The organism is Paenibacillus xylanivorans (genome assembly GCF_001280595.1).
GTDB classification, from domain to species: domain Bacteria; phylum Bacillota; class Bacilli; order Paenibacillales; family Paenibacillaceae; genus Paenibacillus; species Paenibacillus xylanivorans.
Genome location: NZ_LITU01000036.1, coordinates 295,800 through 321,084, shown reverse-complemented (window position 1 = coordinate 321,084; position 25,285 = coordinate 295,800). Strand labels below are relative to the sequence as shown.

At 47.8% G+C, this 25,285-nt stretch carries 30 protein-coding genes and 1 riboswitch; of the genes, 19 read left to right on the top strand and 11 right to left on the bottom strand.

Annotated elements, in window-relative coordinates; translation table 11 throughout:
- Positions 1–759 carry a nucleoside phosphorylase gene (locus tag AMS66_RS05565; protein ID WP_053779835.1) on the top strand — a complete coding sequence of 253 codons (759 nt, stop codon included), beginning with the start codon at positions 1–3 and terminating at the stop codon, positions 757–759.
- A 309-nt stretch (positions 760–1,068) separates the two neighbouring features.
- Here the strand turns inward: AMS66_RS05565 and AMS66_RS05560 are convergent, their stop codons facing one another.
- Entirely contained in the window at positions 1,069–1,956 is an 888-nt protein-coding gene (locus AMS66_RS05560; protein ID WP_053779834.1) for a LysR family transcriptional regulator, read from the bottom strand.
- A 210-nt stretch (positions 1,957–2,166) separates the two neighbouring features.
- On the opposite strand from AMS66_RS05560, the gene AMS66_RS05555 reads away from it, so the two are divergent.
- From AMS66_RS05555 to nfsA, 9 genes are all read left to right on the top strand, one after another.
- Positions 2,167–3,057 carry a DMT family transporter gene (locus tag AMS66_RS05555; RefSeq protein WP_053779833.1) on the top strand — a complete coding sequence of 297 codons (891 nt, stop codon included), beginning with the start codon at positions 2,167–2,169 and terminating at the stop codon, positions 3,055–3,057.
- A 123-nt stretch (positions 3,058–3,180) separates the two neighbouring features.
- Positions 3,181–3,366, top strand: coding sequence for a hypothetical protein (locus tag AMS66_RS05550; RefSeq protein WP_053779832.1), 186 nt, complete (start codon positions 3,181–3,183; stop codon positions 3,364–3,366).
- Positions 3,367–3,464: 98 nt separating this feature from the next.
- Complete coding sequence (locus tag AMS66_RS05545; protein ID WP_053779831.1) at positions 3,465–3,947, top strand: GNAT family N-acetyltransferase; 483 nt, start codon at positions 3,465–3,467, stop codon at positions 3,945–3,947.
- Between the two features lie 157 nt (positions 3,948–4,104).
- Positions 4,105–4,506 (top strand): metal-sensitive transcriptional regulator, encoded by a 402-nt coding sequence (locus tag AMS66_RS05540; protein ID WP_053779830.1) that lies wholly within the window; start codon positions 4,105–4,107, stop codon positions 4,504–4,506.
- Between the two features lie 48 nt (positions 4,507–4,554).
- Positions 4,555–4,755 (top strand): copper ion binding protein, encoded by a 201-nt coding sequence (locus AMS66_RS05535; RefSeq protein ID WP_053779829.1) that lies wholly within the window; start codon positions 4,555–4,557, stop codon positions 4,753–4,755.
- A 161-nt stretch (positions 4,756–4,916) separates the two neighbouring features.
- The gene (locus tag AMS66_RS05530; protein WP_082350576.1) at positions 4,917–7,445 is read left to right on the top strand and encodes a heavy metal translocating P-type ATPase; all 2,529 of its coding nucleotides are present in this window, start codon (positions 4,917–4,919) and stop codon (positions 7,443–7,445) included.
- Positions 7,446–7,779: 334 nt separating this feature from the next.
- On the top strand, positions 7,780–8,940 hold the full coding sequence (locus AMS66_RS05525) for a YhgE/Pip domain-containing protein (RefSeq protein WP_053779828.1): 1,161 nt from the start codon (positions 7,780–7,782) through the stop codon (positions 8,938–8,940).
- Between the two features lie 230 nt (positions 8,941–9,170).
- The gene (locus AMS66_RS05520; protein ID WP_053779827.1) at positions 9,171–9,779 is read left to right on the top strand and encodes a TetR family transcriptional regulator; all 609 of its coding nucleotides are present in this window, start codon (positions 9,171–9,173) and stop codon (positions 9,777–9,779) included.
- Entirely contained in the window at positions 9,763–10,506 is a 744-nt protein-coding gene (gene nfsA, locus AMS66_RS05515) for an oxygen-insensitive NADPH nitroreductase (protein ID WP_053779826.1), read from the top strand. The genes AMS66_RS05520 and nfsA overlap by 17 nt, the downstream gene beginning before the upstream one ends.
- A gap of 74 nt (positions 10,507–10,580) precedes the next feature.
- On the opposite strand, the gene AMS66_RS05510 is transcribed toward nfsA, so the two are convergent.
- The 7 genes from AMS66_RS05510 to AMS66_RS05480 form a co-directional block, all read right to left on the bottom strand.
- Positions 10,581–11,387: a TatD family hydrolase gene (locus AMS66_RS05510; protein ID WP_053779825.1), complete on the bottom strand. Its 807-nt coding sequence runs from the start codon at positions 11,385–11,387 to the stop codon at positions 10,581–10,583.
- A 95-nt stretch (positions 11,388–11,482) separates the two neighbouring features.
- On the bottom strand, positions 11,483–12,382 hold the full coding sequence (locus AMS66_RS05505) for an ABC transporter ATP-binding protein (protein WP_236703201.1): 900 nt from the start codon (positions 12,380–12,382) through the stop codon (positions 11,483–11,485).
- 43 nt (positions 12,383–12,425) lie between these two features.
- Positions 12,426–13,184, bottom strand: coding sequence for an ABC transporter permease (locus AMS66_RS05500; protein ID WP_024632266.1), 759 nt, complete (start codon positions 13,182–13,184; stop codon positions 12,426–12,428).
- Positions 13,184–13,474, bottom strand: a complete 291-nt coding sequence (locus AMS66_RS05495) for a thiamine-binding protein (protein WP_024632265.1) — start codon at positions 13,472–13,474, stop codon at positions 13,184–13,186. The genes AMS66_RS05500 and AMS66_RS05495 overlap by 1 nt, the downstream gene beginning before the upstream one ends.
- 31 nt (positions 13,475–13,505) lie before the next feature.
- Positions 13,506–14,546, bottom strand: a complete 1,041-nt coding sequence (locus tag AMS66_RS05490; RefSeq protein WP_053779824.1) for an ABC transporter substrate-binding protein — start codon at positions 14,544–14,546, stop codon at positions 13,506–13,508.
- 227 nt (positions 14,547–14,773) lie between these two features.
- Positions 14,774–14,886, bottom strand: a riboswitch (TPP riboswitch).
- Between the two features lie 146 nt (positions 14,887–15,032).
- A complete protein-coding gene (locus AMS66_RS05485; RefSeq protein WP_053779823.1) occupies positions 15,033–15,788 on the bottom strand; it encodes an NAD-dependent epimerase/dehydratase family protein in 756 nt (251 codons plus the stop codon).
- Between the two features lie 16 nt (positions 15,789–15,804).
- Positions 15,805–16,191 (bottom strand): VOC family protein, encoded by a 387-nt coding sequence (locus AMS66_RS05480; RefSeq protein ID WP_053779822.1) that lies wholly within the window; start codon positions 16,189–16,191, stop codon positions 15,805–15,807.
- Between the two features lie 186 nt (positions 16,192–16,377).
- On the opposite strand from AMS66_RS05480, the gene AMS66_RS05475 reads away from it, so the two are divergent.
- Positions 16,378–16,866 carry a hypothetical protein gene (locus AMS66_RS05475; RefSeq protein WP_053779821.1) on the top strand — a complete coding sequence of 163 codons (489 nt, stop codon included), beginning with the start codon at positions 16,378–16,380 and terminating at the stop codon, positions 16,864–16,866.
- Positions 16,867–17,049: 183 nt separating this feature from the next.
- Here AMS66_RS05475 and AMS66_RS05470 read toward each other — a convergent pair whose 3' ends face one another.
- Positions 17,050–18,285, bottom strand: coding sequence for an MFS transporter (locus AMS66_RS05470; protein WP_053779820.1), 1,236 nt, complete (start codon positions 18,283–18,285; stop codon positions 17,050–17,052).
- Positions 18,286–18,666: 381 nt separating this feature from the next.
- Between AMS66_RS05470 and serS the strand changes: the two genes are divergently transcribed.
- Positions 18,667–19,965 carry a serine--tRNA ligase gene (gene serS / locus AMS66_RS05465; RefSeq protein WP_053779819.1) on the top strand — a complete coding sequence of 433 codons (1,299 nt, stop codon included), beginning with the start codon at positions 18,667–18,669 and terminating at the stop codon, positions 19,963–19,965.
- Between the two features lie 54 nt (positions 19,966–20,019).
- On the opposite strand, the gene AMS66_RS05460 is transcribed toward serS, so the two are convergent.
- Both AMS66_RS05460 and AMS66_RS05455 read right to left on the bottom strand, forming a co-directional pair.
- On the bottom strand, positions 20,020–20,334 hold the full coding sequence (locus AMS66_RS05460; RefSeq protein ID WP_144424414.1) for a hypothetical protein: 315 nt from the start codon (positions 20,332–20,334) through the stop codon (positions 20,020–20,022).
- A gap of 71 nt (positions 20,335–20,405) precedes the next feature.
- On the bottom strand, positions 20,406–20,609 hold the full coding sequence (locus AMS66_RS05455; protein ID WP_053779817.1) for a hypothetical protein: 204 nt from the start codon (positions 20,607–20,609) through the stop codon (positions 20,406–20,408).
- A 262-nt stretch (positions 20,610–20,871) separates the two neighbouring features.
- On the opposite strand from AMS66_RS05455, the gene AMS66_RS05450 reads away from it, so the two are divergent.
- The 7 genes from AMS66_RS05450 to AMS66_RS05420 all read left to right on the top strand — a co-directional run bounded on the left by AMS66_RS05450 (position 20,872) and on the right by AMS66_RS05420 (position 25,237).
- Positions 20,872–21,978, top strand: coding sequence for an Ig-like domain-containing protein (locus AMS66_RS05450; RefSeq protein ID WP_053779816.1), 1,107 nt, complete (start codon positions 20,872–20,874; stop codon positions 21,976–21,978).
- Between the two features lie 132 nt (positions 21,979–22,110).
- Complete coding sequence (locus AMS66_RS05445; RefSeq protein WP_053779815.1) at positions 22,111–22,662, top strand: GrpB family protein; 552 nt, start codon at positions 22,111–22,113, stop codon at positions 22,660–22,662.
- 6 nt (positions 22,663–22,668) lie between these two features.
- Positions 22,669–23,067 (top strand): ribosomal maturation YjgA family protein, encoded by a 399-nt coding sequence (locus AMS66_RS05440; RefSeq protein WP_053779814.1) that lies wholly within the window; start codon positions 22,669–22,671, stop codon positions 23,065–23,067.
- A 20-nt stretch (positions 23,068–23,087) separates the two neighbouring features.
- Positions 23,088–23,645 carry a GNAT family N-acetyltransferase gene (locus AMS66_RS05435; protein ID WP_160319667.1) on the top strand — a complete coding sequence of 186 codons (558 nt, stop codon included), beginning with the start codon at positions 23,088–23,090 and terminating at the stop codon, positions 23,643–23,645.
- 51 nt (positions 23,646–23,696) lie between these two features.
- Positions 23,697–24,026, top strand: coding sequence for a DUF952 domain-containing protein (locus AMS66_RS05430; RefSeq protein WP_053779812.1), 330 nt, complete (start codon positions 23,697–23,699; stop codon positions 24,024–24,026).
- Between the two features lie 33 nt (positions 24,027–24,059).
- Entirely contained in the window at positions 24,060–24,650 is a 591-nt protein-coding gene (locus AMS66_RS05425) for a DUF1572 family protein (RefSeq protein WP_053779860.1), read from the top strand.
- On the top strand, positions 24,647–25,237 hold the full coding sequence (locus tag AMS66_RS05420; RefSeq protein WP_053779811.1) for a histidine phosphatase family protein: 591 nt from the start codon (positions 24,647–24,649) through the stop codon (positions 25,235–25,237). Before AMS66_RS05425 ends, AMS66_RS05420 begins: the two co-directional genes overlap by 4 nt.
- The last annotated feature ends 48 nt before the right edge of the window (positions 25,238–25,285 follow it).

Here is a 25,285-nt window from a genome sequence, read left to right as displayed (position 1 = left end):
ATGTTGATGCCTATTTTGCAGATTCATTCCGAAGATATGCCTGCATATGCCATTGTCTGTGGTGATCCGGCACGTGCGGAGAAAATTTCCCGCAAGCTGGAGCAGGCGAGAGAACTGGCGTTCAGCCGGGAGTATCGCACGTTTGTAGGATTGTACGAAGGTGTACAAATGGCCGTGGTCAGCCATGGCGTAGGTTCACCTGGAGCAGCCGTCTGCTTCGAAGAACTGATCCGGGCAGGGGTAACGACCCTGATTCGTGTAGGTACAGCGGGCTCGTATACCGCGGATTACCCAGCGGGCAGTGTAATCGTCAGCACGGCCGCTGTTCGTACGGACGGGCTGACACGTCAGCTGGTACCGGATGGTTTCCCTGCGGTAGCGGACCTTGGCGTTACGCAAGCGTTAATCGAGGCGACTCGTGAGCATGCAAGTGGAGCGGATGCTCCTAGTGCGGGTAAAGTTGGCGTGGGCATTACCGTTACGCTGGATGCATTCTTCACAGGGGTGGAAGAGATTCCTCACCGCAAGTACAAGCTGGCGGGTGCTCTTGCCGCTGAGATGGAGATTGCAGCGCTCTACATTGTTAGTACACTGCGCGGCGCACGTGCCGGGGCAATTGTAGCTATCGATGGTTTCGCAGACAGTGATTTGGCTGCCGAGTATGACCCGCATACAAATGCGGTAGCTGATGCGGTTGAGCGTGAGATCGAAGCGGCGCTGCGCGCGCTGGCTGCACTTGCTCGCCAGGATCAGGCGTAAAGCTGAGATCCTCAGGCATTTTATGATGCTGCTGCTGGTAAAAAGCAAAACACGTCAGCATTTTGCATAATTCGATTCAACTCGCTTCCGGGTACAAGATATAGACGAATGAAAGCATTTCAATCTATATCGTGCTGATTGAAAGACGCTCCTTGGATTTATGCAAAATGCTCACGTAAATGATGTCCATCTGAGGTGGATAATATAAAAAGGGCGTCCCATAAGGTCATGAACATGACCTTATGGGACGCCCTTTTTAACTGGAAACAGGGACCGACTGGCGCTTCATTGGAAGGTGCAATCTATTCGTTAGCGTTGTCCAAACAATTGCTGTGCCGTCTCAATAAATAACCGGGATGCGGGAGAAGCATCAACAAGTGAAGGAACGGCAATCTCAATATTACGGTAGGCTTTAGGCTCTGTGGGGAGTGCTTTGACACCCGGAGGCAGCCAGGATAGAGAGATTACAGGCAGCATAGAGGTTCCGAGTCCTTGCTCAATCATGCTGAGACAAGTGTTCACGTTATACACTACAAATCCGAAATGTAATTCTGCATCTGCTCGATTGAATAGGTCAACAATCGGTACTTCGTAACCGCCTTTGCAAATGATCATAGGGTGCTTGTCCAGCATTTGTACAGGTAATACCTCCAGATTCGCAAAAGGCTCATCGTCCCGAAACACCGCGAGAATCTCCTCACTATAAAGCGGAAGCGTCTCATAAGCCATATCTAATGGCTCTTTGTCTGTTGCAATAATGAGAGCCACATCAATGGCCCTTGAGCTTAACCATTCCTGAATTTCAAGGATGTTCCCCTCGTACAGCTCAAATTGAATCTGAGGATAGCGGTCTCGAATGGAGCGAATAATTTTCGGCAGCAAATGGGCGGATGACATGGGGAAAGAGCCAATACGAATCGTACCAATCTCCAGCCCTTTTTCAGCGGCAACGACCTGCTGTATCTTATCAAATTGTTGTAAAATCCGGCGGAAAATGACCAAAATCCGCTGTCCCACATCCGTAAGCACGATGCCATTCCTGCGATCCCGTATGATTAGAGTCACATCCAGTTCATTCTCCAGCGAAGAGATGGCCCGACTTACTGCGGGCTGTGTCATATTCAGTTCCTGGCCTGCACGGGTGAAACTTCCCGTTTCTGCAATTTTCACAAATAACTGCAACTGTGAATTGTTCATATCAGATTTGGTATGCTCCTTATGATTAACATGCATTTCAATTATTATGATCATTATTGTATCATGGAGAAACGGAACGATCAAAGAACAGATGTATAACTGGTCTTGAGCGGAGTCCAAATGGTTTGCAGGCACCGAGAGAGCGCAGGATAAAGTGTACGATTGATTAAACTGCGCTTGTAGATGTGTGCCGGATAGGAGAATAAACATATGGCTTTATCACGTGCAAAAGCAGGCTGGGTCCTGGCTTTTCTAGTACTCATGTGGGGAGTAAACTGGCCCCTGACCAAATACGCATTAAATTTTACACCGCCGCTTATATTCGCAGGTATGCGCCTGTTAATTGGAGGACTGGTGCTTGGGTTGTATGCTTTCCCCCGCTACAAAACGCTGAGACTGAAGCAAACATGGCATATCTATGCCATATCTGCGGTGCTTAACATTATCTTCTTCTACGGCTTTCAGACCGTGGGACTGACGGAAGTGCCGGCAGGATTATTTTCATCCATCGTATTCCTACAGCCTGTGCTGCTTGGGATTGGGGCTTGGTTGTGGCTTGGCGAGTCCATGTATGGAATGAAAATCGCTGGGTTGGTGCTCGGTTTTGCAGGGGTGGCTACGATCAGTATAGGCGGCATGACAGGGAAAGTTTCACCTGAAGGGGTTATGCTGGGGCTGTTTAGTGCAATTAGTTGGGCAATCGGGACTGTATATATGAAGCGAACTTCAATGAAGGTCGATGGAATCTGGATGACAGCCATTCCGATTCTGATCGGCGGAGTTGTTCTGACGTTGACAGGTACGGTCACAGAGAGCTGGGCTGATGTGCAGTGGGTGCTTCCTTTTATATTGGATATGCTGTTTATTTCGGTGTTTGTCATTGCGATGGGCTGGCTTGCATTCTTCAAACTGGTCAGCTCCGGCGAAGCCAGCAAAGTAGGATCATTCACGTTCCTGATTCCGCTAATTGCCCTGTTTTGCAGTGTGCTGTTTCTCGGAGAGTCGGTAACGGTTAATCTGATCGCAGGTCTGGTCATGATTATTGCCAGCATCCTGCTCGTGAACGTTAAAGTGAAAGCCAGCAAGGTGGCGAAAATATAGAGTTTGGGACGAATTTTCTTCAATTGGTTGTTGAACCTTGTATACATTCAGAATGACAATGCAAAAAATGGGTAAGTTATATATAGGAACATCACCATGAATACGAAAAAGGAGGACTCCAGCATGACACAACAGAACAATCAACCTCAGGATGAGGCGGCAATTCGCAACAAACTGGATGAAGACGGGGATTCCTTGATGGAGAAAAAGAAAATTTTGAGCGGTGTAGATATTGAGCCGCAAGCGGACGAATGGTCTGCCAAACCGTCACCTGTAGCATTTGATGAAGGTAAATCATCGAAAGAATAAGAGGAACCAAATATAGTTTGAAAAGAAGCGGGTACCGTTAAGGTATCTGCTTTTTATTGTATAATCATGGGAAACGTTTGTGAGAGGAGAATGTGAAGTTGAGTGAGATTAACATTAGACGGGCTGTCATTGGAGATTACACAGGAGTATCTGCATTAATGGATGAACTTCATCACTTGCATGTAGAGGCTAGACCAGATGTATACAGAGAGTTGCAGACGAGAATGAGCCACAAGGAATATGAACAACTACTGGAAACGGATTATCGTTATCTCTATGTTGCGGAATTGCTGGATCAGGATGAGACTGTTGGATATGCGAGCGCACAGTTGAATGTAATTCAGAATGTGGATTTGTTAAAGGATCGAAAGATGCTGTACATCAATGAGATCATCGTTGGCAGCAAACATCGCGGACATGGGACAGGCAAACTGTTGATGCAGGAGTTAATCGAACTTGGCAAAGAAATTCAGGTCGACAGCGTTGAACTGACGGTGTCTACATTTAATACTGGTGCTCAGGCTTTCTATGAGCAGTTGGGTTTGGCTGTACGCAGCAGCAGAATGGAATACATACTATAGCGCGCCTGTACGAAGAATAATGGGGATGTCTGGCGCAATATTGCAATCGTAGGAAGCATGAAAAACATCCATTTTGAGCAAAATAATGAAATACTCTTGCATACCCCTATGGGGTATGTTATGGTTATAACAGAACGAAAGAAAAGGGGTGTTCGTGATGGAGCATCAGAGCCATCCCAAGGAACCTTCAGAGTCATTCGTAACAGAGGTGAGTGAAGTCTTACACACAGATGATCAGCAAGTCACTTCATGTCATACGGCAGGCAGTGACGGGAAACATGTGCGCAAGAGCCATCACTCCCAAGAGATGAAGGGCAACCTGATTTCTCGTTTGAACCGTGTTGAAGGACAGATTCGCGGAATCAAGGGATTGATCGAGAAAGACACCTATTGTGATGATGTGCTGACGCAGATCGCTGCGGCTCAGTCTGCTCTCAATTCGGTAGGCAAGCTGCTGCTGGAAGGTCACATGAAGAGCTGTATCGTTGAGCGCATTCAGGCCGGAGAACATGAGGTCGTGGATGAATTGTTGGTAACGGTAAGGAAGTTAATGAAGTAATTATTTTTGAATGAACTTATCATTTATATATCCAAGGAGGAACTATCCATGTCTAATATTACATTGAACGTTACAGGAATGTCTTGCAATCACTGTGTGAAATCGGTTGAAGAAGCTGTGAAGAATGCGGGTGCGAATGGTCAGGTTGATTTGGCAGCAGGAACTGTCGCAGTTGAATATGACGAGCAAAAAGTCAATGTGGATCAGATCAAGGCAGCCATTGAAGATCAAGGGTATGACGTAGTCTAATCATTGCAGGCTTAAACTGAACTTCCCTTTGCATGGAAAGGAATTCAATAGATCTTTTCCAATAAATGAGTTCATTGTTTAAGCCTGATTTTTCGTCTTTTATATACCCCTTGGGGGTATTGAATAAATAAAAATATTTCATTAAGAAAGGAGCTAATCACATGGATAAGTCATCGACAACGGAAAACACCTCAGCCTCAGAACCCGTACCATCACCGGAAGCAGCGGGATTACAGACAACACTGCAAATTACAGGCATGACCTGTGCTGCCTGCTCTACCCGGATTGAGAAGGGTTTGTCCCGAATGGAAGGGGTCAATCAGGCGAATGTTAACCTCGCCATCGAACAAGCAACGGTATCCTATGATCCGAAGACAACGAACATTAATGCATTGCGGGATAAGGTGGAGGCGCTTGGCTATGGTACAGTAACGGAATCGGTGGATCTGGATATTACAGGCATGACCTGTGCTGCTTGCTCTGCTCGAATCGAAAAGGGCCTCTCTCGTTTACCGGGTGTATCCCGTGCAAACGTGAATCTGGCGCTGGAGAAAGGGCATGTGGAATACGTTGCCGGAGCATTGAAGGCATCCGATATTACGGCGAAGATCAAGCAACTTGGTTATGGAGCCGAGCTGCAACAGACGCAAGAAGAGACGACATCGGTGCGTGAACGTGAGTTACAGCGCAAAAAATGGAAGTGGATGATTTCTGCCTTGTTATCTTTACCCCTGTTGTGGGCGATGGTAGGCCATTTCTCGTTCACATCTTGGATATGGGTACCCGACTTGTTCATGAATCCATGGTTCCAACTGGTACTGGCAACTCCGGTACAATTTGTGATAGGTTGGCAGTTCTATGTGGGCGCCTATAAAGCGCTCCGTAATGGCAGTGCCAATATGGATGTACTGGTCGCATTGGGTACAAGCGCGGCTTTCTTCTACAGTCTGTATCTGACCCTGACCAGTGGCAATGCAGCCTCGACCATGATGGATCATGGCGGGGCAGGAATGACAACAACAGCCATGCCAACCGTGGAGCTTTATTATGAGACGAGTGCAATTCTGATTACGTTGATCCTATTGGGGAAATGGTTCGAGGCCGTAGCCAAGGGGCGCTCCTCTCAGGCAATCAAGAGTCTCATCGAATTGGCTCCGCGTGAAGCCAGAGTGATTCGTGATGGTCAGGAGGTTGTTGTACCGTCGGCGTATGTCGCAGTAGGTGATCTGGTTCTTGTGAAACCCGGAGATAGTATTCCGGTGGACGGCGTCGTGGAGGAAGGACAGTCTTCTGTCGATGAATCCATGTTAAGCGGAGAGAGCCTGCCCGTTGATAAAAAACCGGGAGATACCGTTACAGGTGCTACGCTGAACAAAAATGGAGTATTAAGACTGCGTGCGACCCGAGTAGGCTCGGACACGGCGTTATCGCAGATTATTAAAGTGGTTGAGCAAGCACAGGGCTCCAAAGCACCCATTCAGCGGATAGCCGATGTGATCTCAGGCATCTTTGTTCCGATTGTTGTAGGCATCGCAGTAGTGACGTTCCTGATCTGGTATCTGTTCGCCAGTCCCGGCGACTTTGCTGGTGCGCTGGAGAAGGCAATTGCTGTACTGGTGATTGCTTGTCCTTGTGCGCTTGGCCTTGCAACGCCAACGTCCATTATGGCTGGATCAGGACGTGCGGCTGAATACGGTGTGTTGTTCAAAGGCGGCGAACATCTGGAATCGGCACAGCAGATCCAGACAGTTGTACTGGACAAAACAGGTACAGTTACCCAAGGAAAGCCCGTGCTTACGGATGTAGTGACGGCTCCAAATTGGACGGAAGCAGATCTGCTTCAGCGGGTGGGAGCGGCAGAACAGAGTTCGGAGCATCCATTGGCTGAGGCGATTGTGGAAGGAATCCGAGGTAAAGGCCTGGAACTGACCCAGCCAGAGCAGTTTGAGAATATACCGGGATATGGTGTGCGGGCCCGGGTTCAGGGACAAGACATCCTGGTCGGGACACGCCGACTGCTTACTGATGCGAAGGTGAATGTCTCTGAGGAAACCATGCAGCAGATGAACAACCTTGAAGAACAAGGACGTACTGCCATGCTGATCGCGGTGGATGGTCAATGGGCAGGGATTGTAGCTGTAGCTGACACCATCAAGGAAACTTCACGAGAAGCCATTCAGCGGCTCCAAGGCATGGGAATCGATGTCATCATGATTACGGGAGACAATGAGCGAACAGCTCGCGCCGTGGCAGAACAGGCCGGAATCTATAAAGTTCTGGCTGAGGTATTACCTGAGGGTAAAGCGGCGGAAGTGAAGAAGCTTCAGGAGAGTGGCCTCAAAGTAGCCATGGTTGGGGATGGAATTAACGATGCTCCAGCCCTGGCTACAGCCGATATTGGTATGGCGATTGGAACCGGAACCGATGTAGCGATGGAAGCAGCGGATATTACACTAATGCGTGGCGATCTGAACAGTATTGCAGATGCGATCGAGATGAGCCGACGCACCATGGGAAATATCAAGCAGAATCTGTTCTGGGCACTTGGTTATAACGTAATTGGTATTCCTATTGCGGCAGTGGGTTTTCTGGCTCCTTGGCTGGCAGGTGCGGCCATGGCGTTCAGCTCTGTGTCGGTTGTACTGAATTCGCTACGTCTGCAACGAATGAAACTGAAACGGAATGACTGAATACCCTGTATGGAAGGGCTCAACGTTTCTTTCTTCAAAAACCATAAATACAAACACGGTCCGCTACGGCGGACCGTGTTTTTTTGTTGAGAAAAGATTGCCTGGAAAGGTTAAAGCAAAAGTCCGTTCCTTGTTAATAGAAGGCGGACTTATGAAGTGATGTCCTCTTATGAAAAGAATGACCATTGTTTGCGAAACACATCTTTATCTTTTCTGAACCTTTCAGAAATTGATTGACAATATAGACATATAGACTTAAAATTTAAAACGATCGTTTGATTTAAACAATCGTTTACATCAAATTCGAACTAATTAGTAATGGAGGACATCATTTATGTTGCAGGCTTTACGTATATTGTTGAAAAAACCGCCAGTAATTGTGGGGATCGTGACGGCACTTATGTTCCAAGTGATCTTCAGCGTGATCTGGATGACAGCATATTCCGGAGTGAATGACCGGATGAATGAATTGACGGTTGCCGTTGTCAATGAGGATGGAGAGCAGTCCAAGGGGATCGCAGATCGTATGGCTGAGACGCTTTCTTTTCATACCGTAACTAATCTGAGTGCTGCCGAAGCACTTGACCAGTTAAACCATCGCAAGATTCATATGGTACTGAATATTCCTGCAGGGTTTAACGAGCTGATTCAGACAGCCGGTTCCACTGCCGAAATCAAGTACACCATTAACGAGGCGAACCCGGTTACAATCAAAAGCATGATGCAAGGTGTCTCGCAAAGCGTGACGAATACGATTAACAAGCAAGCAACCGCTCAAGGTGTGCAGGCTGTGCTGACGGCTTCTGGAGCGCCTGCGGATCAGGCAGCTGAAGCTGCTACCAACCTGACTACCCGCGTTGAAGGTACAACTACTTCCATTAATCCGGTTAACGGTATGAACAACCAGATGGTGCCGATGATGATGGTACTCGCTTCTTATGTGGGAGCCATGATTATGGGTATGAACCTGCAGACAGCGATGGGAATGCTGTCGGCTACTCACTCCCGCTGGACATTGTTCGGTGCCAGAGTAGTCATTAATCTTGGGTCTGCTCTTGTGGTTTCTCTGCTGGGATCATCACTGATTGTGTCGCTGGGCGGACAGATCGAGCAAGGATTTATCGTATTCTGGTTGTTCCAGGCGTTGTTCCTCTGCACGTTCATGTTCTTCTCCCAGTTCTTCCTGATCTGTTTTGGACCAGCGGGAAGCTTGTTCAACATCATTTCACTGTCGCTGCAACTGGTATCTTCCGGTGCAATGGTGCCACGTGAATTGCTGAACAGTTTCTACAGTGGTATTGGTCAGTATCTGCCAGCCACATATGCAGTTCAAGGTGTTCTGAGCGCTCAACTGGGTGGACCTGGAGTTCAATCCGCTGCTGGCTCAATTGCCATTGTATTGCTGGTTGCTGTAGCCCTCTCCCTGGTGGTGACGTCGTTGAAAAAACAACGCATGCCAGCTGGGGCACCAAGCCCGGCTCAAATGAACAGCTAATATTGCAGACATAATGGTTGTTCTTTATAGGATATGATCAAGCACCCCGGTGATTTTCACCGGGGTGCTTGGTTTATTAGTAGGTTGAGGTGGCTAGCTTTGTAGGACCACAGGCGACACACCTTGCGCTTTGATGCACAAACTTTCATAATGAAACGATAGAGTAGTCTCGCTGCAGCCCGGTGAGCTGGAGCAACAAATGAATAGAACGGACAAGAGGAGCGGACGGAATGACGGAACCGGAATTGGATATAAAAACGAGGATTTTGCTTGCAGCCAAGAAGCTTTTTGCACAGCAGGGGTATGACGGGACAAGTGTTCGTCAAATCTGTGATGAGGCGGGTGCGAATGTATCGCTGGTCTCGTATCATTTTGGCGGAAAAGAAAAGGTATTCGAAGCATTATTTGAGCACTTTTTTCCTGATCATATGATGAACGAGTTGGCTGAAGAGTCCATGTCCTCCCCTGTGGAGGGTATCCGACGAATCATAGGTGAAGTCGTAAAATTTACGATGACGGACCGGGAGATGAGCGATATTGTGCAGCTTGAAATTACGCTGCGTACCCATCGTACGGATACCGTGTTTCGTTTTCTGGACCCCGTCTGGACCAAAGTGAGGGAACTGCTGCAAGAAGGCAAGGAGCAGGGCGTGTTTCAGATCGAGTCCGTATCTTATGCGATGCTTCAGGTCATGGGTGTAGCTTTGGCGCACAAACGGGCCAAGAACTCACGATTTAGCTTTGATTATCAGGACATGAACACAGATGAGCTGGCCGAGCAGACCATTGAATTTGTACTACGAGGATTGGGAGTGAATAGCAATGAACGAAACCATTGAATTGATGATGAAGCACCGCTCTGTGCGGAAATTCAAGCCAGACCCGGTAAGTGAGGAGCAGCTGGCAGCAATCGTGGCGGCCGGGCAGATGGCTTCCTCTTCAAGTAGTGTGCAGGCCTATACTGTAATTGCAGTTACCGAACAGGAGCAGAAGGCCAAATTGGCTGAATTGGCAGGCAATCAGTCTTACGTCAACGAATGCCCTGTGTTTCTCGTATGGTGTGCTGACCTTTATCGACTGAGTGATGCTGCCAAGCGTCATTTGCCTGAAAAGGAATCCTATGAGGACTCGACTGAAAACTTTATGGTGGCAACAATCGATGTTGCACTCGCATCGCAGAATGCTGCGCTTGCGGCAGAGTCGTTAGGTTTCGGTATTGTCTATATTGGCGGGCTGCGTAACCGCATTGAAGAAGTCAGCGAAGTGTTGGGCTTGCCTGACGGCGTCTATCCAGTCTATGGCATGTGCATTGGTGTTGCTGATCAGGAGACAGGTCTTCGTCCGCGTCTGCCGCTTGATGCTGTGCTCCACCATGGTCGCTATAACGCCGAGCAGACTCTCAAGGGCGTGGAGAGCTATGACGAAACGACCGCTGCATACATGAAGGAACGTACCCAAGGGGAACGCGCTACACCGTGGTCCGAATTGATGGCGAAACGTCTTACAGAGCCGACACGATTGCAGATGAAGCCATTCCTCGAAGGCAAAGGATTTCTGAAGCGTTAAGGTGAATTCAAAAGAAGTCAGTTCGGCGGATGCCGGCTGACTTCTTTTTGTGGTGCTCTATCATACGAATACGTCTAAGGAAGACCGTAGAAGCGTTTCGTATTCTGATAAAAAAGACGCGCAGCCCGCTCCGTTCCCATACCGGTCACTTCGCTCCACGCCTGAATAACCTGTCTCGTCATGGCTGGATGCGTCATTCTTCCCTGGAAAGGTCCCTCGAAAGGCCAAGGTCCATCGGTCTCTGCCATAACCTGCTCGGAAGGATACTGGCGAGCTAATTCGCGAATTTCCTCTTCGTATATGATATCAGGTGTAAATGAGACGAAGTATCCGTTGTCAGCCATTCGCTGGACGGTCCGCTTGGAGCCTTTGAACCAGTGAAAATGAGCCCGGCGATGATGATATTGCTCCAGCAGGTCACAGGCGATATCGGCATCCTCGTATACAGCGTGCAGTACAATCGGTTTACCGTGCCGTTTCGCCAGCTGGATAAATCGCTCCAACAGATCGATATAGCCGCTCTGATCAAAGTATTGTCCTGCCTGTTCGGCTTCCTGCCGGTTGTAATAAGGTAATCCAACTTCCCCGATCGCTGTGGCTTGTCCCATATGCTTTTCGATCCAGTGGAAGAACAGATCCTGTTCTGCCAGGGAAGGCAGGGGCTGCTCGGGATGGAAACCAAAGGCCGGATATACGGTACGGGGGTATTGTGAAGCTAGTTCCAGGTTGGTATGAGCAGAAGCCAGATTCATGGAAACGGCAATGACGGCTTCAACCTGCTGGGATGGGAAGGAATGCAGCATCTCACGTTGTTCTTCAGGTGTATATTTGTCCAGGTGAAGATGGGCATCGATCAAGGGTGCAAAAGCTGTTGATTGCATGGATGGATTCCTCCTTTTTGTCTTTTACCAATGATACGCAGAGTAGTTTGTCTTGGATCACCCATAATAGGAGAATAATAACTTAAAAACCCGCGCTATTTGGATAGGCGGGTTTTCTGCTGTTCTTCTCTCATCCACTGGGAAATCTGCCGTTTCCGTTCAAGAAAAGCAGATTCCTCCGTGATCGCTTCGCGACGTGGACGATCAAAGGGAACATCGACCTCATGAAGTACAGCCGCAGGCCGATTCGATAAAACATAGATGCGGTCAGCAAGCAGTAATGCTTCCTCGATATTATGCGTAATGAACAGCACCGAGCGGCGGTTTTGTTCCCAGATATCGAGCAGCCAGCGCTGCATGTCGCTGCGGGTCAGTGCATCCAGCGCACTGAAAGGCTCGTCTAGCAGCATCAGCTCCTGCGGACTGAGCAGGGCGCGCAGAAAGGCAACCCGCTGCTGCATGCCGCCCGATAACATATGCGGATAGGCTTGTTCAAATCCGGCCAGTCCGACACTGCTCAGCCACTTCCGAGCATCTGCAAGCGCTTCTGCTCGGGGTGGTGCATCCGCAGACACTTCACCTGCAAGCAGCACATTGTCTTCAATGGTACGCCATGGGAAGAGGGCAGGCTGCTGCGGCATATAACTGATCTTGCCGCGCTGTCCGGTAACATCCTGACCGTTCATCAGGATTTGGCCCTCCGATGGTTTCAGCAGACCGCCGATGATGTGAAACAGGGTGCTTTTGCCGCAGCCGGATGGACCGACGATGGCTACGAATTCTCCTTGTTCCACGGTCAGGGACAGGCCATCCAGAACGGGCAATGTGCTGCGTCGCTCTCGGAACGAAGCATTCACGTTTAATACTTCCAACGCTGGTGATGAATGATGTGCATTTAAGGTCACGGCTCCATGTTCAGGACCTCCGCTACCAGTTGGAGTGGTTGCACCTGCATCCGGCGCAGCAGCTCCCCGCTTGTTATGTTCGAGTGTCATCTCGTCATCACTTCCTAACCTTTATATGGGGCTTATTTCAAAGTTATCGCTTTTGCGGTCGCCAGCGAACGAGCAGCTTCTCCAGTAGCGCAATGAGCAGGAAGAGCAGCAGACTCAGTGCCACAATAATCATGATCGCCACGAACAGACGATCCGTCCGATAGGCCGATTTTTGCAGCATCATATAATACCCGATGCCCTTATCTGCACCGATCCATTCGGCGATAATCGCACCCATGACGCTGTACGTAGCGGCAATTTTGATCCCTGAGAACACCGAAGGCAGCGCATGTGGAAGCTCAAGCTTCCAGAAAATCGAGCCGCGTTTGGCGCCAGCCATGCGCATATAGTTCATCATCGCTGCATCGGTGCGGGTTAACCCGTCCATGGCGGCTACAGCCACCGGGAAGAAGCAGACCAGGATGATGGTAATCAGTTTGGGCAGCAGCCCAAATCCGAACCAGATCAGCAAGAGCGGGGCAAGCGCAATGGTCGGTATATTTTGACTAAGAATAAGTAATGGATAGAGTGCAGATTTCAAAAATGGAATCAAATGTAGCACCATCGCAATCAGCAATCCCGTAAGTGTGCCTGCTGCGAACCCAATCAATGTCAGCTGGATTGTTGCCCATGCATGCATGCCAAGTCGCTCGGCCTGAGACGCCGCTTCATGGGCGATGTCCGAAGGAGCAGGCAGCATCCATTTCTCAATATGGAACAGGGAGACAGCGCCCTGCCATACCGCTATAAAGAGAATAACCGCCACAAAGGGCGGCCATACGCTTTTCCAATAGGCAGGCATTAGCGATATTTCTCCGTCAGGGTGTCCATGCTGAAGCCGCTCGGGCTATGGGCGATCTTGATCTGTGAGATGATGCTTGGGCTGCCGGCTTCCACGAGAACTTCGTGCATTTTGCGGACAACCTCCAGTAGCTCCTCCAGTTCTCCCTCCATCGTGGTATCGAGTGGATTGACCTGGTATTTCAAGCCTGATTGCTGAATAACTTCAATGGCACGATCGACGTAAGGATAGGAATTTTCGCCATTTGGCGTTTTGGGAATGACTTGAATGCTAAGTAGTGTGCTTGCCATGAAAGATCACTTTTCCTTTCGGGTTGGATTTTTATTGGGGTAAGAACTCGTTTGTATACGCTTTGGACACATCTACCTGCTCATCGAGCAGTTTTTTGCTAAACATCCAATCCGTGTAGTTCTGCCATACTTCCTGCTTCTGCTCACCCCAGCGCGGTGCATCATCCTGATATTTCGGACTCAGCCACTTCTGGCTTGCGAGTACAAGGTCCTTGTCCAGATCTGGTACGGCCTTGATCAGAATGTTGGCAGCTTCTTCGGGATGTTCAATCGCATATTGATATCCTTCGGAAGTTGCTTTCAAGAACGCTTTAACCAGCTCGGGATCGTTCTGAATCGTCTTTTCATTGGTAACGAGTACAGGTGTGTAGTAGTCCAGTGCCTCGGAATAATCCTTCACATACAGCATGTCGATCGGCTCTCCGCGAAGTTCGGCTTCAATACCCGTCCATGCGTAGAAAATCCAGGCAAAATCAATATCGCGTTTCACAGCGGTGAAAAAGTCTGCATCGCCCATGCTAATATTTTTTACTTTGGATACATCGGCGCCTTCGCCTTCCATAATGGACTGCATCACGGCCTCTTCTACCGGGGAGCCCCAGCCACCATAGGTTTTACCTTGAAAGTCTTTGGGTGACTTGATGTTCCGATCAACCGGAGCTGCAAATCCGGACGTGTTATGCTGAATAACTGCAGCGATGGACACGAGCGGTACGCCCTGTGTGCGGGCCTGGGTTACACTCTCCTGATAACTTACGCCAAAAGGCACTTCATTCGAAGCCACCATTGTATCCGCGCCTCCGGCACCCGGCTGTACAATCTCCACATTTAAGCCCTCAGCTTTATAAAAACCTTGATCTACGGCCGCATACAGGCCGGTATGATTCGTATTTGGTGTCCAGTCCAGCACCACTTTAATGTCCTTGAGGGCTGCATTGTCACCGTCTCTACTGTTTTCGGTGTTGCTGCTGCTGTTCTCTCCTGAAGGTGCAGCTTCTTTGCTGCCGCAAGCGGCCACAGTTACCAGCATCACGCACAAGAGCAGCAGTCCCGTCATTTTACGCCATCTCATCTTTGAATCTCTCCTTCATGTTGTCCGGCCAGTGGCGCGGGGTACTCCTTGGCTTCATATCCAAGCTTCTTGCATAAATCGACAGATTTATACCAGCTATGATCCGGATGACGTCACTTTTTTTTAGCTCTCTGGCTATATAAAAGAACATTAAAAAAGCGCCCCGTTAATCCGGGACGCGTGCAGGCGTTAGAGATGTGGCACTCAGCAAAGAGGCTAGGCTGGGCCAATTCGATATACTCCGATTCCTACGCTGGCATGATCCAGATCAGGTCTAAGGGTCAGTATCTTGGTGGGATACACTCTCAGCCGGCCAATTCCGACTCCCCTGGGAAACTATGAAGTTACGGGCATTACTAGGTGTAATTATAGGCCAGAGGCCGATGCATGTCCAGTCAGGAACTGGATGGAGGGACGAGTACAGTAAACAAAGAGGCCGTTATACATACGTATAACAGCCTCTCTCGATGTATCATTTTCAACAATTTATCGTGGCGTATCGTATAGGGAAATCTGACTGAGTGCAAAAGCATCGGATTTCGGGTTATATCCTACCTGTTTCTGCGTGGCTTCCAGATTCAATCGTTTAAACCGATTATTCGAGATCCCATGAAGTATGGTGAAAGGCTCCAGATCTGTAGCTGTAATTGCTTTGAACATCAAATCACACAAGTCGGCCGGACTAATATACGCGCTCATATCACGAGCCTCCAGCGGCGGCCCATCCGGTTGAAAATCATCATATGCCCCAATACGTATCGCAACACTTTGTAAACCTTCGGTATATGCAAAGTAGGAAGCGAGCGATTCACCAAAACATTTGCTAACCCCGTACAAATTCCGTGGGCGTGTCGGCATGTCCGGATAGACTTGAGCATCAATGGGATATCCCTCGATCGTCTGTGCACTGCTTGCCAGAATGACTCTCCGCACACCTTGGTCTTTAGCTGCACGGAATACATTAAATGTACCCTTGATATTGATATCCAACAAAGATTCATAAAACCCTGCATGCGGGGAAGGATCTCCCGCCAGATGTACAACCATATCCATGCCTTCGCAAGCGTGCTGACAGGCTTCGGGATCTGTTACATCAAGTGTCATGATCTCATGGCTTGTCCCTTGATACGTTTGCAGTCTGTCGATATTCAAATCCGTTAGTCGAAGGTGAAATGCCTCTGATAAATGTTGGGACAAGTCCTGTCCAATTTTTCCGGCTGCTCCGGTAATTAAAATGTTCATAAATCAGCTCCAATTCTTAGCGATGGAAGAACTCAATCCATTCCTTCTCGGGTCCATAGATGAAGAAATAACGGTAACCGTTGGGCAGTGTAATAATCTCACCATCAATAAACTCCGCCTCGGTCGCCTTAATACGCTCGTATTCGGATTCAAGGTCATCCACATGGATGGCAAAATGGTGCACCGTTCCTTCAGAAGGCAGCTTGTCGCTATATCCCTGAATCAACTCAATCTCGGTCTCGTTGCTTCCATTGAAGCCGAGAAAGGCAAGCTGAATGATGCCGTTGGTATGGATTACCCGGTCTTTTAATTCAAGACCAACAATCTCCGTATAGAAACGGAGTGTGGTCTCCAGATCACGAACGGCGATGCCGATATGGTCAATGCGTTTTTGAAAACTCATAATCAAAATCCTCCTTAATAGTAGATGAATCATTCTTCCATTTTAAGGAATATCATAGGGCTGGACTACGGGGTTGTCAAATCCGATTTATATTTGGAAAAGTTAGAATTGTTCACAGAATGTTCACTTATGAAGAGGGGGATGTGATCTCTATAATTACGAAGATAAACAGAAAGGATGAGAGCATTGCCAACAACGAAAAAGGAACATATTTATTTTGGATTGATGATGTGCACAGGGATGGTTGTCGTCATGATGACCTTCAATTTATGGCACAATGGGTTATTGAGCAAGATGTCCCCGCTTGAAATACTGCTTCAATTCATATTGTGCTTTATCATTGCGTTCCTGGTGGAGTCCTTCATCGTTGGACCTGTAGCGAGAAAAATTGCATTTTCCTTACCTTTTGACAAGTCCAACAAAATCTTGGGCGTGCTCGCTATGTCATTTTTCATGGTCATTGGAATGGTTCTGATCATGTCCTTGTACGGAATGATTTCCGCTTATCTTGCGAATCAGTCAAATGGAGCATCCGTACTAAGTACGTATCTTCATACGATTGCTCGTAATCTCAGCCTGGCGCTTCCTTACCAAATTATTATTCTGGGACCACTCGTTCGATATGTATTCGGTAAATTCATTAAGGAAAAAGGGAGTGTAGTCCCTTCAACCTAAGTAACATTAGTTCCGGATTTAAAGCACCTGAAAGTATTTCCTGGGCAATCGTCCACTGCTCTAAGATAAAGAAGTAATTGTTCATTTTTAAATTAAAAAGGCTTCATAGCATTTACTGCTACGAAGCCAATCTTGTTACAGCTATATTCAATTGAATCCTAATTATATTCTGCTTGGCAGATGTTACGATGCTGAACTTATAGCATACCTGCGCTGCCATTGATAGGCGATCACGCTAATAATGAGCAGACCGACTGCAAAAATGGCCAGCATCCATGCGGACTGGTTAACTTCGAGATGATCCAGACTCCAGCCTGTAACCAAAGGCAGAATGGCACCGCCTACCCCACCTGATGCAATCAGTATGCTGGGTGTAGATTCTTCTGTTCCAGGCAGCATTTTGCTGGCGAAAACGAGGGCAATGGAGAACACGCCCGACAGTGCAAGCCCGAGTAACAGAATGATTAGAAATGCCGACCAGATCTGGTTGGTAAAAGGAAAGATCATCAGCAGTACAACTGCTGCAAAGCAACTGTACAGAACGTAGACGCGATATTGAAATTTTTCCGCAATATATCCGGCAAACAGTCGTCCAACAGACATGGCGATCCAGAAGCAGGTAACACTAAGCGCGGCACCTGCTTCCTTCATGTTCATTTTCTCAATCAGAATGGCTGGCATGAAGTTGGCAAGGCTCATTTCGGTGCCGACATAGAGAAAGAAAAATAGAACAAATAAAGACAGAAGAGCCAAATTGCGGCCGCGATAGGTTGAACGGGTTGGCTTGATGTCTCCAGGATTCGTTCCATTTGGCGACTCAGCAGTGTGAGTGTGTTCAGGAGTCTGGTCTGAGCTACGTCGACTCAGCTCGTTATCCAGCTCGCCAAATGAACTTTTGGCCCAGAAGATAAAAGTCATCGCTGCACAGACGGCAACCACTAGAAATGACATACGCCAGTATCCGGCAGAAATCAGACCGCTGGCAATGAGCGGCATGATCATGGCCCCGATACCAAACAACACCTCAAGTCGGCTCATGGCGACCGCTGTATTATCTTTAATTGCAGCAATGATGATTGTACCAATGACAGCCTCGATCATGCCGAATCCGAATCCGGCTGCAGGTGCAATAACGAACATCCAGCCCCAAGGAGGCAGCAACATATAGGATAACTCTGCAATGCATAGCAGAGCCGCGGCGATTAATAGACCGCCTCGTTTGCCAAAGTGTTTATTCAACCACGGAGATAACAGTACACCACCCAGGAACCCGGCAAATTGGGCAAATATCAGTGTACCTCCCTGACTGTAATCCTTTCCATAATGTTCAAGGGCAACGGGCAGGATGGAGCCGAGAACCACGTGGGCAAGCCCGATGAGGAAATAGGACAAGCATCCAATCCAAAGCAATTTTTTCATGAAGAAAAACTCCTTCTAATATGATGTTTATGTAGTAAGTCTGCCATTCAGGAGCATTTCCTAAAAACAAACAATCTCTATCATAACAGGACATGTAAGGGTGTGCACGAATAACTTGCAATGGAGACGAAAGTTCGTATATACTGAAAAACAACAATTACAGATCGGACCATGCCGTTGAAGAGCATCCAACTCGGAGGCGTTTTCGCCAGGGGAGCGAACCAATCCCCAAGTTAACCGGAACCGCCCGTTATCGCGGACCAAGAGGCTGAACCAGAATATTCTGGTTCGGCAAGTTGGGTGGCACCGCGAGCAGAGCGCTCCTCGTCCCAAGGGATGAGGGCGCTCTTTGTATTTTTACAGCCAAAGGAGACGGTGACCATGTTGGAAATGAAGTGGATTCGGGAGCATGCAGAAGAGGTGCAAGCTGCGGCAGACGGAAAGAGAATCAATATCAGTATTCATGAATTGTTGGGAAGGGACGCAGAGCGCAGAGCACTTTTACTGGAAACGGAAGAAGGCCGTAGAGTGCGTAATTCGTTATCTGCGGATATCGGCAAGCTGATGCAAGCCGGTGAGCGTGAACAGGCCGAAGGTTTAAGGGAACAGGTGAAACAGCTCAATAATCAACTGGAACAGGTAGAAGCCAAGCTTGCCGTTGTGCAAGAGGAAGTAACAAGGCTGCAATGGTTGGTACCCAATGTCGTATCGCCGGATACGCCAATTGGCGCATCGGATGAGGATAATGTGGAGCTGAGACGTGTGGGTGAGCTGCCGGTATTCGATTATGAGGCCAAGGATCACGTAGAACTCGGTGAACGGCATGATCTAATCGATATCCCACGTGGAGTGAAAATCGGCGGAACACGAAGCTACGTGCTCAAAGGAGCAGGATTGCTCCTGCATCGGGCTGTACAGCAACTTGCGCTTGATTTGCTGCTGAAGCATGGATTTACGCCAATGGAGGTTCCATTGATGGTGAGGGAGAATACACTCTTGAATACGGGGTTCTTCCCCACAGGCCGGGATCAGGTTTATGAATTGGAAGGCGAGAACAAGTGGCTGGTGGGAACATCGGAAGTGCCGCTGGTCTCGTATTATGCAGATGAGATTGTAGATGTGGAGAAGCCAATCAAGCTGGCTGCCGTATCGACGTGTTTCCGCAGTGAGGTCGGCTCGGGTGGCCGGGATGTAAGAGGGTTGTACCGAGTGCACCAATTTGCCAAAGTGGAACAGGTCATTCTCTGTGCACCGGATGCAGAAGAATCGGAGCGAATGCTGCAGGAAATTACGGGACACGCCGAGGAATTGCTGCAATTGCTGGAACTGCCTTATCGTGTGGTTGCTGTGTGTACAGGCGATATGTCGCAGAAAACGTACAAACAGTATGATATTGAGACCTGGATGCCAAGCCGCAATGCATACGGAGAGACACATTCGTCGTCGAATCTGCATGACTTCCAGGCTCGGCGCTCGAATATTCGCTGTCGCGATGCCGAAGGCAAGCTCGCATACTGCCATACGTTGAACAATACGGCTGTGGCTTCGCCACGCATCCTGATTCCATTGTTGGAAAATCATCAGCAGGCGGATGGAAGCATTCGCATCCCAGCCGCACTTCAGCCCTATATGGGCGGTACCGAATATTTGATTTTGCCACACCAGGAGGAAGAGAATTAAAAGGTTGTCAGCTAAAATAGAAAGCAAACAGGAACCCCTTCGTTGGGGTTCCTGTTATTTAAACATATGGAGTGTGACCCATTGGTATTCTTGTTCAAATCGCGCTGCAAGTTTGGGATCTTCTTTGGATGCAACTTCTCTCATATATGTTAAGTCTATGGACTCAAACTGGCTATAAATCAGGTAACGTGCCCACTCTAAACTTCGAGCATCACTCCAATACTCGGATGCTCTTAAGCGATCCAAAATAAGGTCATCTATTCCAATTACATAACAGTAACCTTCTGGTGTGATTAATTTGATAATCTTATCTTTTGAACCTTCTAGTGTATCAGAAGGGATTTCAATTGGGATGTCCATTTCGGACACGTAATAATGTCCCACTTGATTCTTTCCTGCATTTCAGGCGTTTCTATTCGGTCCATAGTTCACCCATATTCTTAACGCAGCTTCCATTCTCGCTCGTTAATGATTTCGATTCGTCCGGATTCAAGGCTTTTTTTGAAACGATTGCGAGCTGTTTTCATCAGTAGAATCATTTCGTCCTCGGAACGAATTTTGCTGGATGACGAAGTGATAATAACTTCCATACGCTTCCGGTTGTTTTTAGGGGCCGTCATATCAAGTATGTTCACTTCAATCATATAAATCCCCTCCACTTTTTGAGGTTTATACTAAAATAGTATTACTCCACCTGTATTCACTATACACTGAACATTTTAAATTTGTTCCTCAATCATGGGTTACGAGTTCATCCATTAACAATATTTTTCAACACCATCTAGGAAGATGTCGAATGTTCCTCTTATCCGAGATTCTGCTCCAATATGATTCACTTTTATGTAATGTGTTTCCGATATAATATAATAGAAGTAAAATATTGGATTACAGGAGATGAAGATTGCAATGAATGGAATTAAAAAAGCAATACGAGGCGTTTTGGCCTTTATTTTAGTATTGGCAGTACTGGCCCCTTCGCTTGCCCTGGCAGCCACGGGTGATGTGACATCCATTGAAATTACAAACAGCAGTCCGCAACAGATGAGTGTGTCCCAGACAACTACACTGCAAGTGATGGCGGTTATTGAAGGATTTGATAACAAACAGGATGTTACCGGCGGAGTCACATGGTCCACGAGTAACGCTGCTGTTGTCACCATAGCAAAAGGCAAAGTGAAGGCTGTGGCAGCGGGAGAAGCAACGATATATGCACAGGTAGATGGTGCCAAAGCGCAATTGCTGGTTAAGGTTCAGGATAAAATTAAAAGCATCAAAGCTTCGCCAAACTCCTATAATTTTGTCAAAGGGAGTGAAAGTACGCTTCCCAAAGTAAGCATTGTGCGTGCAAATGGCAAGGAAGAAGACGTCACGTCCGAGATCGTATGGACGGTATCCAGTGCTTCCGCTGTGCTGGAGAGTGGTAAAATTAAAGGAATTACGCCTGGCAGAGTGCTGTTACAAGGCAAATATGGCTCAGAGACGGTTAAAGTTCCCGTAGCCATCACGGACGAGATTACCAAAGTCGAAGTGACTCCTGCCGTGATGCAGCTGAATATTAAGAAATCGAAAGCGTTGAAGGTCATCGGTACATATGCCAATGGGAAAACGATTAATCTTTCGAAACAGGTGACTTGGACTTCTTCCAACAATACTGTAGCGACCGTCAAAAATGGTACAGTAAGAACACTGACGGAAGGGCAAGCCACCTTGACAGGAACTTATCAAAATCAGACAATAAAGGCAGAGGTTACCGTCGTTCCTTTGCTCAAAAAGCTGATTACAGGCCAGAAAACACTCGTGTTATCGCCGCAGGCAAGCACAACACTGAGTGTGATGGCGCAGTATGATACAGGCAAGACCACGATAGTAACGAGCAGTGCCGTGTGGAGCAGCACCAAACCAAGTGTAGCCACAGTAACGGACGGCAAGATTGTGGCTGTAGGTAAAGGCAAAACTTCAATCACCGCCAAATGGGGCAATAAAAAAGTTACCATACCGGTAACGGTAAAATAAAGTTTCAACACTGAGCATATCAATTTGAGGTATTTTCATCATCGTGAACAGAAACAGATGGGGCGTAGACATACGCCCCTTTTAGGTATAAAAAATTCTAAAAAGCAATCACGAAAAGGAGGGAGCATCTGAATGACAGATCACTTGCAACCGAAAAATTGGCCTGCGTGGGCGACAGAATCGGTACAGATTGTTGAGGCTAATCCCATGTGGGGCTCACTGGCTCAGGAAGAAATCCGGCAACTCCGAGACCGTTTACTGCAGCTCAATATTCATAGATTCGAACATATCGGAAGCACGTCCATTCCGGGATTGCCCGCTAAGCCCGTTATTGATTTGATGGCAGAGGTGCAATCCTGGGATGACATGGACTTGATTGCTGATCAGTTGAATCCGGTAGGATGGAACTATGTCCCCCCTGAACTGGATGGTCGGGAATACAGACGATTCTGGGTCAGGGTGAAAGATGGCAAGAGAGCTGTACATCTTCATCTGATGCGCCCAGAAGAGTTACGTTGGGATCGCCAAATCCAGTTTCGGGACGTGCTGAGACAACGCCCGGATCTGGTTGAGGTATACGCAGCCCTGAAGGTTAAGCTTGCTGATGAGAATCAGAATGATAGAGAAGCTTATACCACTGCCAAAACGGAATTCATTCTAAAAGTGCTCGATGAGGGCATTTAATTCGTGATGACCGTATTTAGCAAAGACAGGCTCATTTATTTCACCGCAGTGATCATAACCATGGCGGCAGGGTTGGCGTCCAGGCACTTTGGTGCACTTTTGCCGATTTTTGTGCGTGAGCATTTCGGTGACGCCTTGTGGGCAGGGATGATCTATTTTGGGATACGCATGTTATGGATTAATCGCAGCAGAGAGTGGGCGATGATAGTTAGCCTGATGTTCAGCTGGGCCATCGAATGTTCACAAATAATTCAGACCCCTTGGCTGAACGAAGTGCGTTCAACGGTGCTGGGTGCGCTTGTTTTGGGACATGGATTTCTGGCGATGGATCTGCTGAGGTATGCTGTCGGCATTCTGTTTGTGTATGGGATTGACCGTTATTTCCTGAGAAATAAGAAGGCTTGATAATGGGGAGTGGGGATTACGTGAATATTGAGAAGCTTTTTGCAGAATCACCTGAGTTTGAGACAGAGCGGTTGGTACTGAGACGTCTTACGCTTAACGACCTCGATGATTATTTTATGTTTGCCTCCGATCCGAGGGTGAGTCAGCAAAGTTTGTGGAACTGCCATGAGACGTTGGACGACTCCGTTCAATATATGCAAAGAGTGTTGGACAATTATGAGAAGAAAACGGTCTATCTATGGGCCTTTATTCTGAAGGAAACGGGGAAGCTGATCGGTCGAGGCGGTATTTTTCATCTTAATGAACCCATGCAGAGTGCCGAACTGGGGTACGCGATAGCCAGCAGTTATTGGGGCAAAGGCCTCGCGGCAGAAGCGATGCAGCCAATTGTTGAATACTGTTTTCAGGAATTGGACTGCAATCGGCTGGAGGGGAAATGTAATGCAGGCAATATCGGATCTGCACGAGTGATGGAGAAGCTGGGCATGTCAGTTGAAGGTTTACTGCGCAAACAATTGAAGATCAAAGGTATATTTACAGATCAAAAATTGTACTCACGTATCCGGGATGATCTATAATACTTCCAATGACGTGCAGGATACATAGAAGAAATTGAAGGAGGCGGAACAATGATCTACAGTATTATTTCCCGAGCGGTATGGGAGCAGGTATCCAAGCAGAGCGTGTATGCACCGGATAGCCTGGAGACGGACGGTTTCATTCATTGTTCCACCAAAGAACAGATTCCATGGGTAGCCGCTCAATTTTATCAAGGGCGTACGGATTTGGTATTGCTTGGTATTGATGAGAGGGACTTGAAGCCGGAACTGGTGTATGAGGACCTGTATGAGTTGAACGAACTTTTTCCACATATTTATGGTGAACTTAATTTGGACGCTGTACGAAAAGTTATTTCCTTTGAACCGAATGAGGACGGGACATTTTCTTTTCCTGAATAAAGACATTTTGCGAAGGGTTGTGAACGCGTGGACATGAATCAGGTATTTCTGGATACAGCCGAGAAGCAATTTCTGTATTACAAGCAGCTTGGGGAGAAGGCTATGGAGCAACTGGAGTCTGAGCAGCTGTTTCAATCCTGGAATGAAGATGCCAACAGCATTGCGGTTATTGTGAAGCATCTCTGGGGCAATATGCTCTCCCGTTGGACGGATGTACTGACAACTGATGGAGAGAAACCGTGGCGTGAGCGAGATGCCGAATTCGTGAATGATATCTCGACCCGAGAAGAGCTGCTCGCTAAATGGGAGGAAGGCTGGAACTGTCTGCTTGGAGCCATTCGTTCTTTTACACCTGAGCAACTGTCTCATATTATATATATTCGCAATGAAGGACATACCGTTATGGAGGCAATCATCCGGCAATTGGCGCACTATCCCTATCATGTGGGACAGATTATCTATGCAGCCAAAATGCTGAAAGAAACCTCATGGAACAGTCTTTCCATTCCGAGAAATGGTTCGGATCAATATAATGGTGGCAAATTTGCCAAACCGAAGGCACGAAAACATTTTACAGATGATGAATTACGCATAGAAAAAGGTAAAGGTGAGGAACAGCAATGACACAGATCGCATTGATTCGCCATGGAAGCACGGCGTGGAATAAAGAAAAACGTTCCCAGGGACAGACGGATAATCCGCTGGATCAGGAAGGAAGAGAACAGGCGTTATTACTTGCTGCAAGACTGAGTGAGGAAACGTGGGATGCCATCTATGCAAGTGACCTGGAGCGTGCAAGTGAGACGGCCCGCATCATCGGAGATCGTTTGGGAATACAGGAGATTCATATGGACCCAAGGTTGCGTGAAATGGGCGGTGGGCAGGTGGAAGGTACGACTGAAGCTGAACGTGTAGCTCAATGGGGAGCGAATTGGAGTGATCTCGATTTGGGCCGGGAGCTTGCGGATGCAGGTACGATTCGGGGCAGTGCCGCGATAGAAGATATTGTACGCCAGCATCCCAATGGAAGAGTGATCGTTGTCAGTCATGGCGCCATTCTTCGTAATACACTGCGAGGTCTGGTGCCTGAACTTGATGTGAGCGCAAAGCTGTCCAACACGTCGATCACCCGGATTTCTTGGGAAACGGAGTCTTGGCAATGCGAGCTATACAATTGCAGTGTACATTTGAATTCCTCCAAGGAGTTGTGAAAGATGGCTTTGGAGAAAAAATGATAAAAGGATTATAAACTCTTGGAC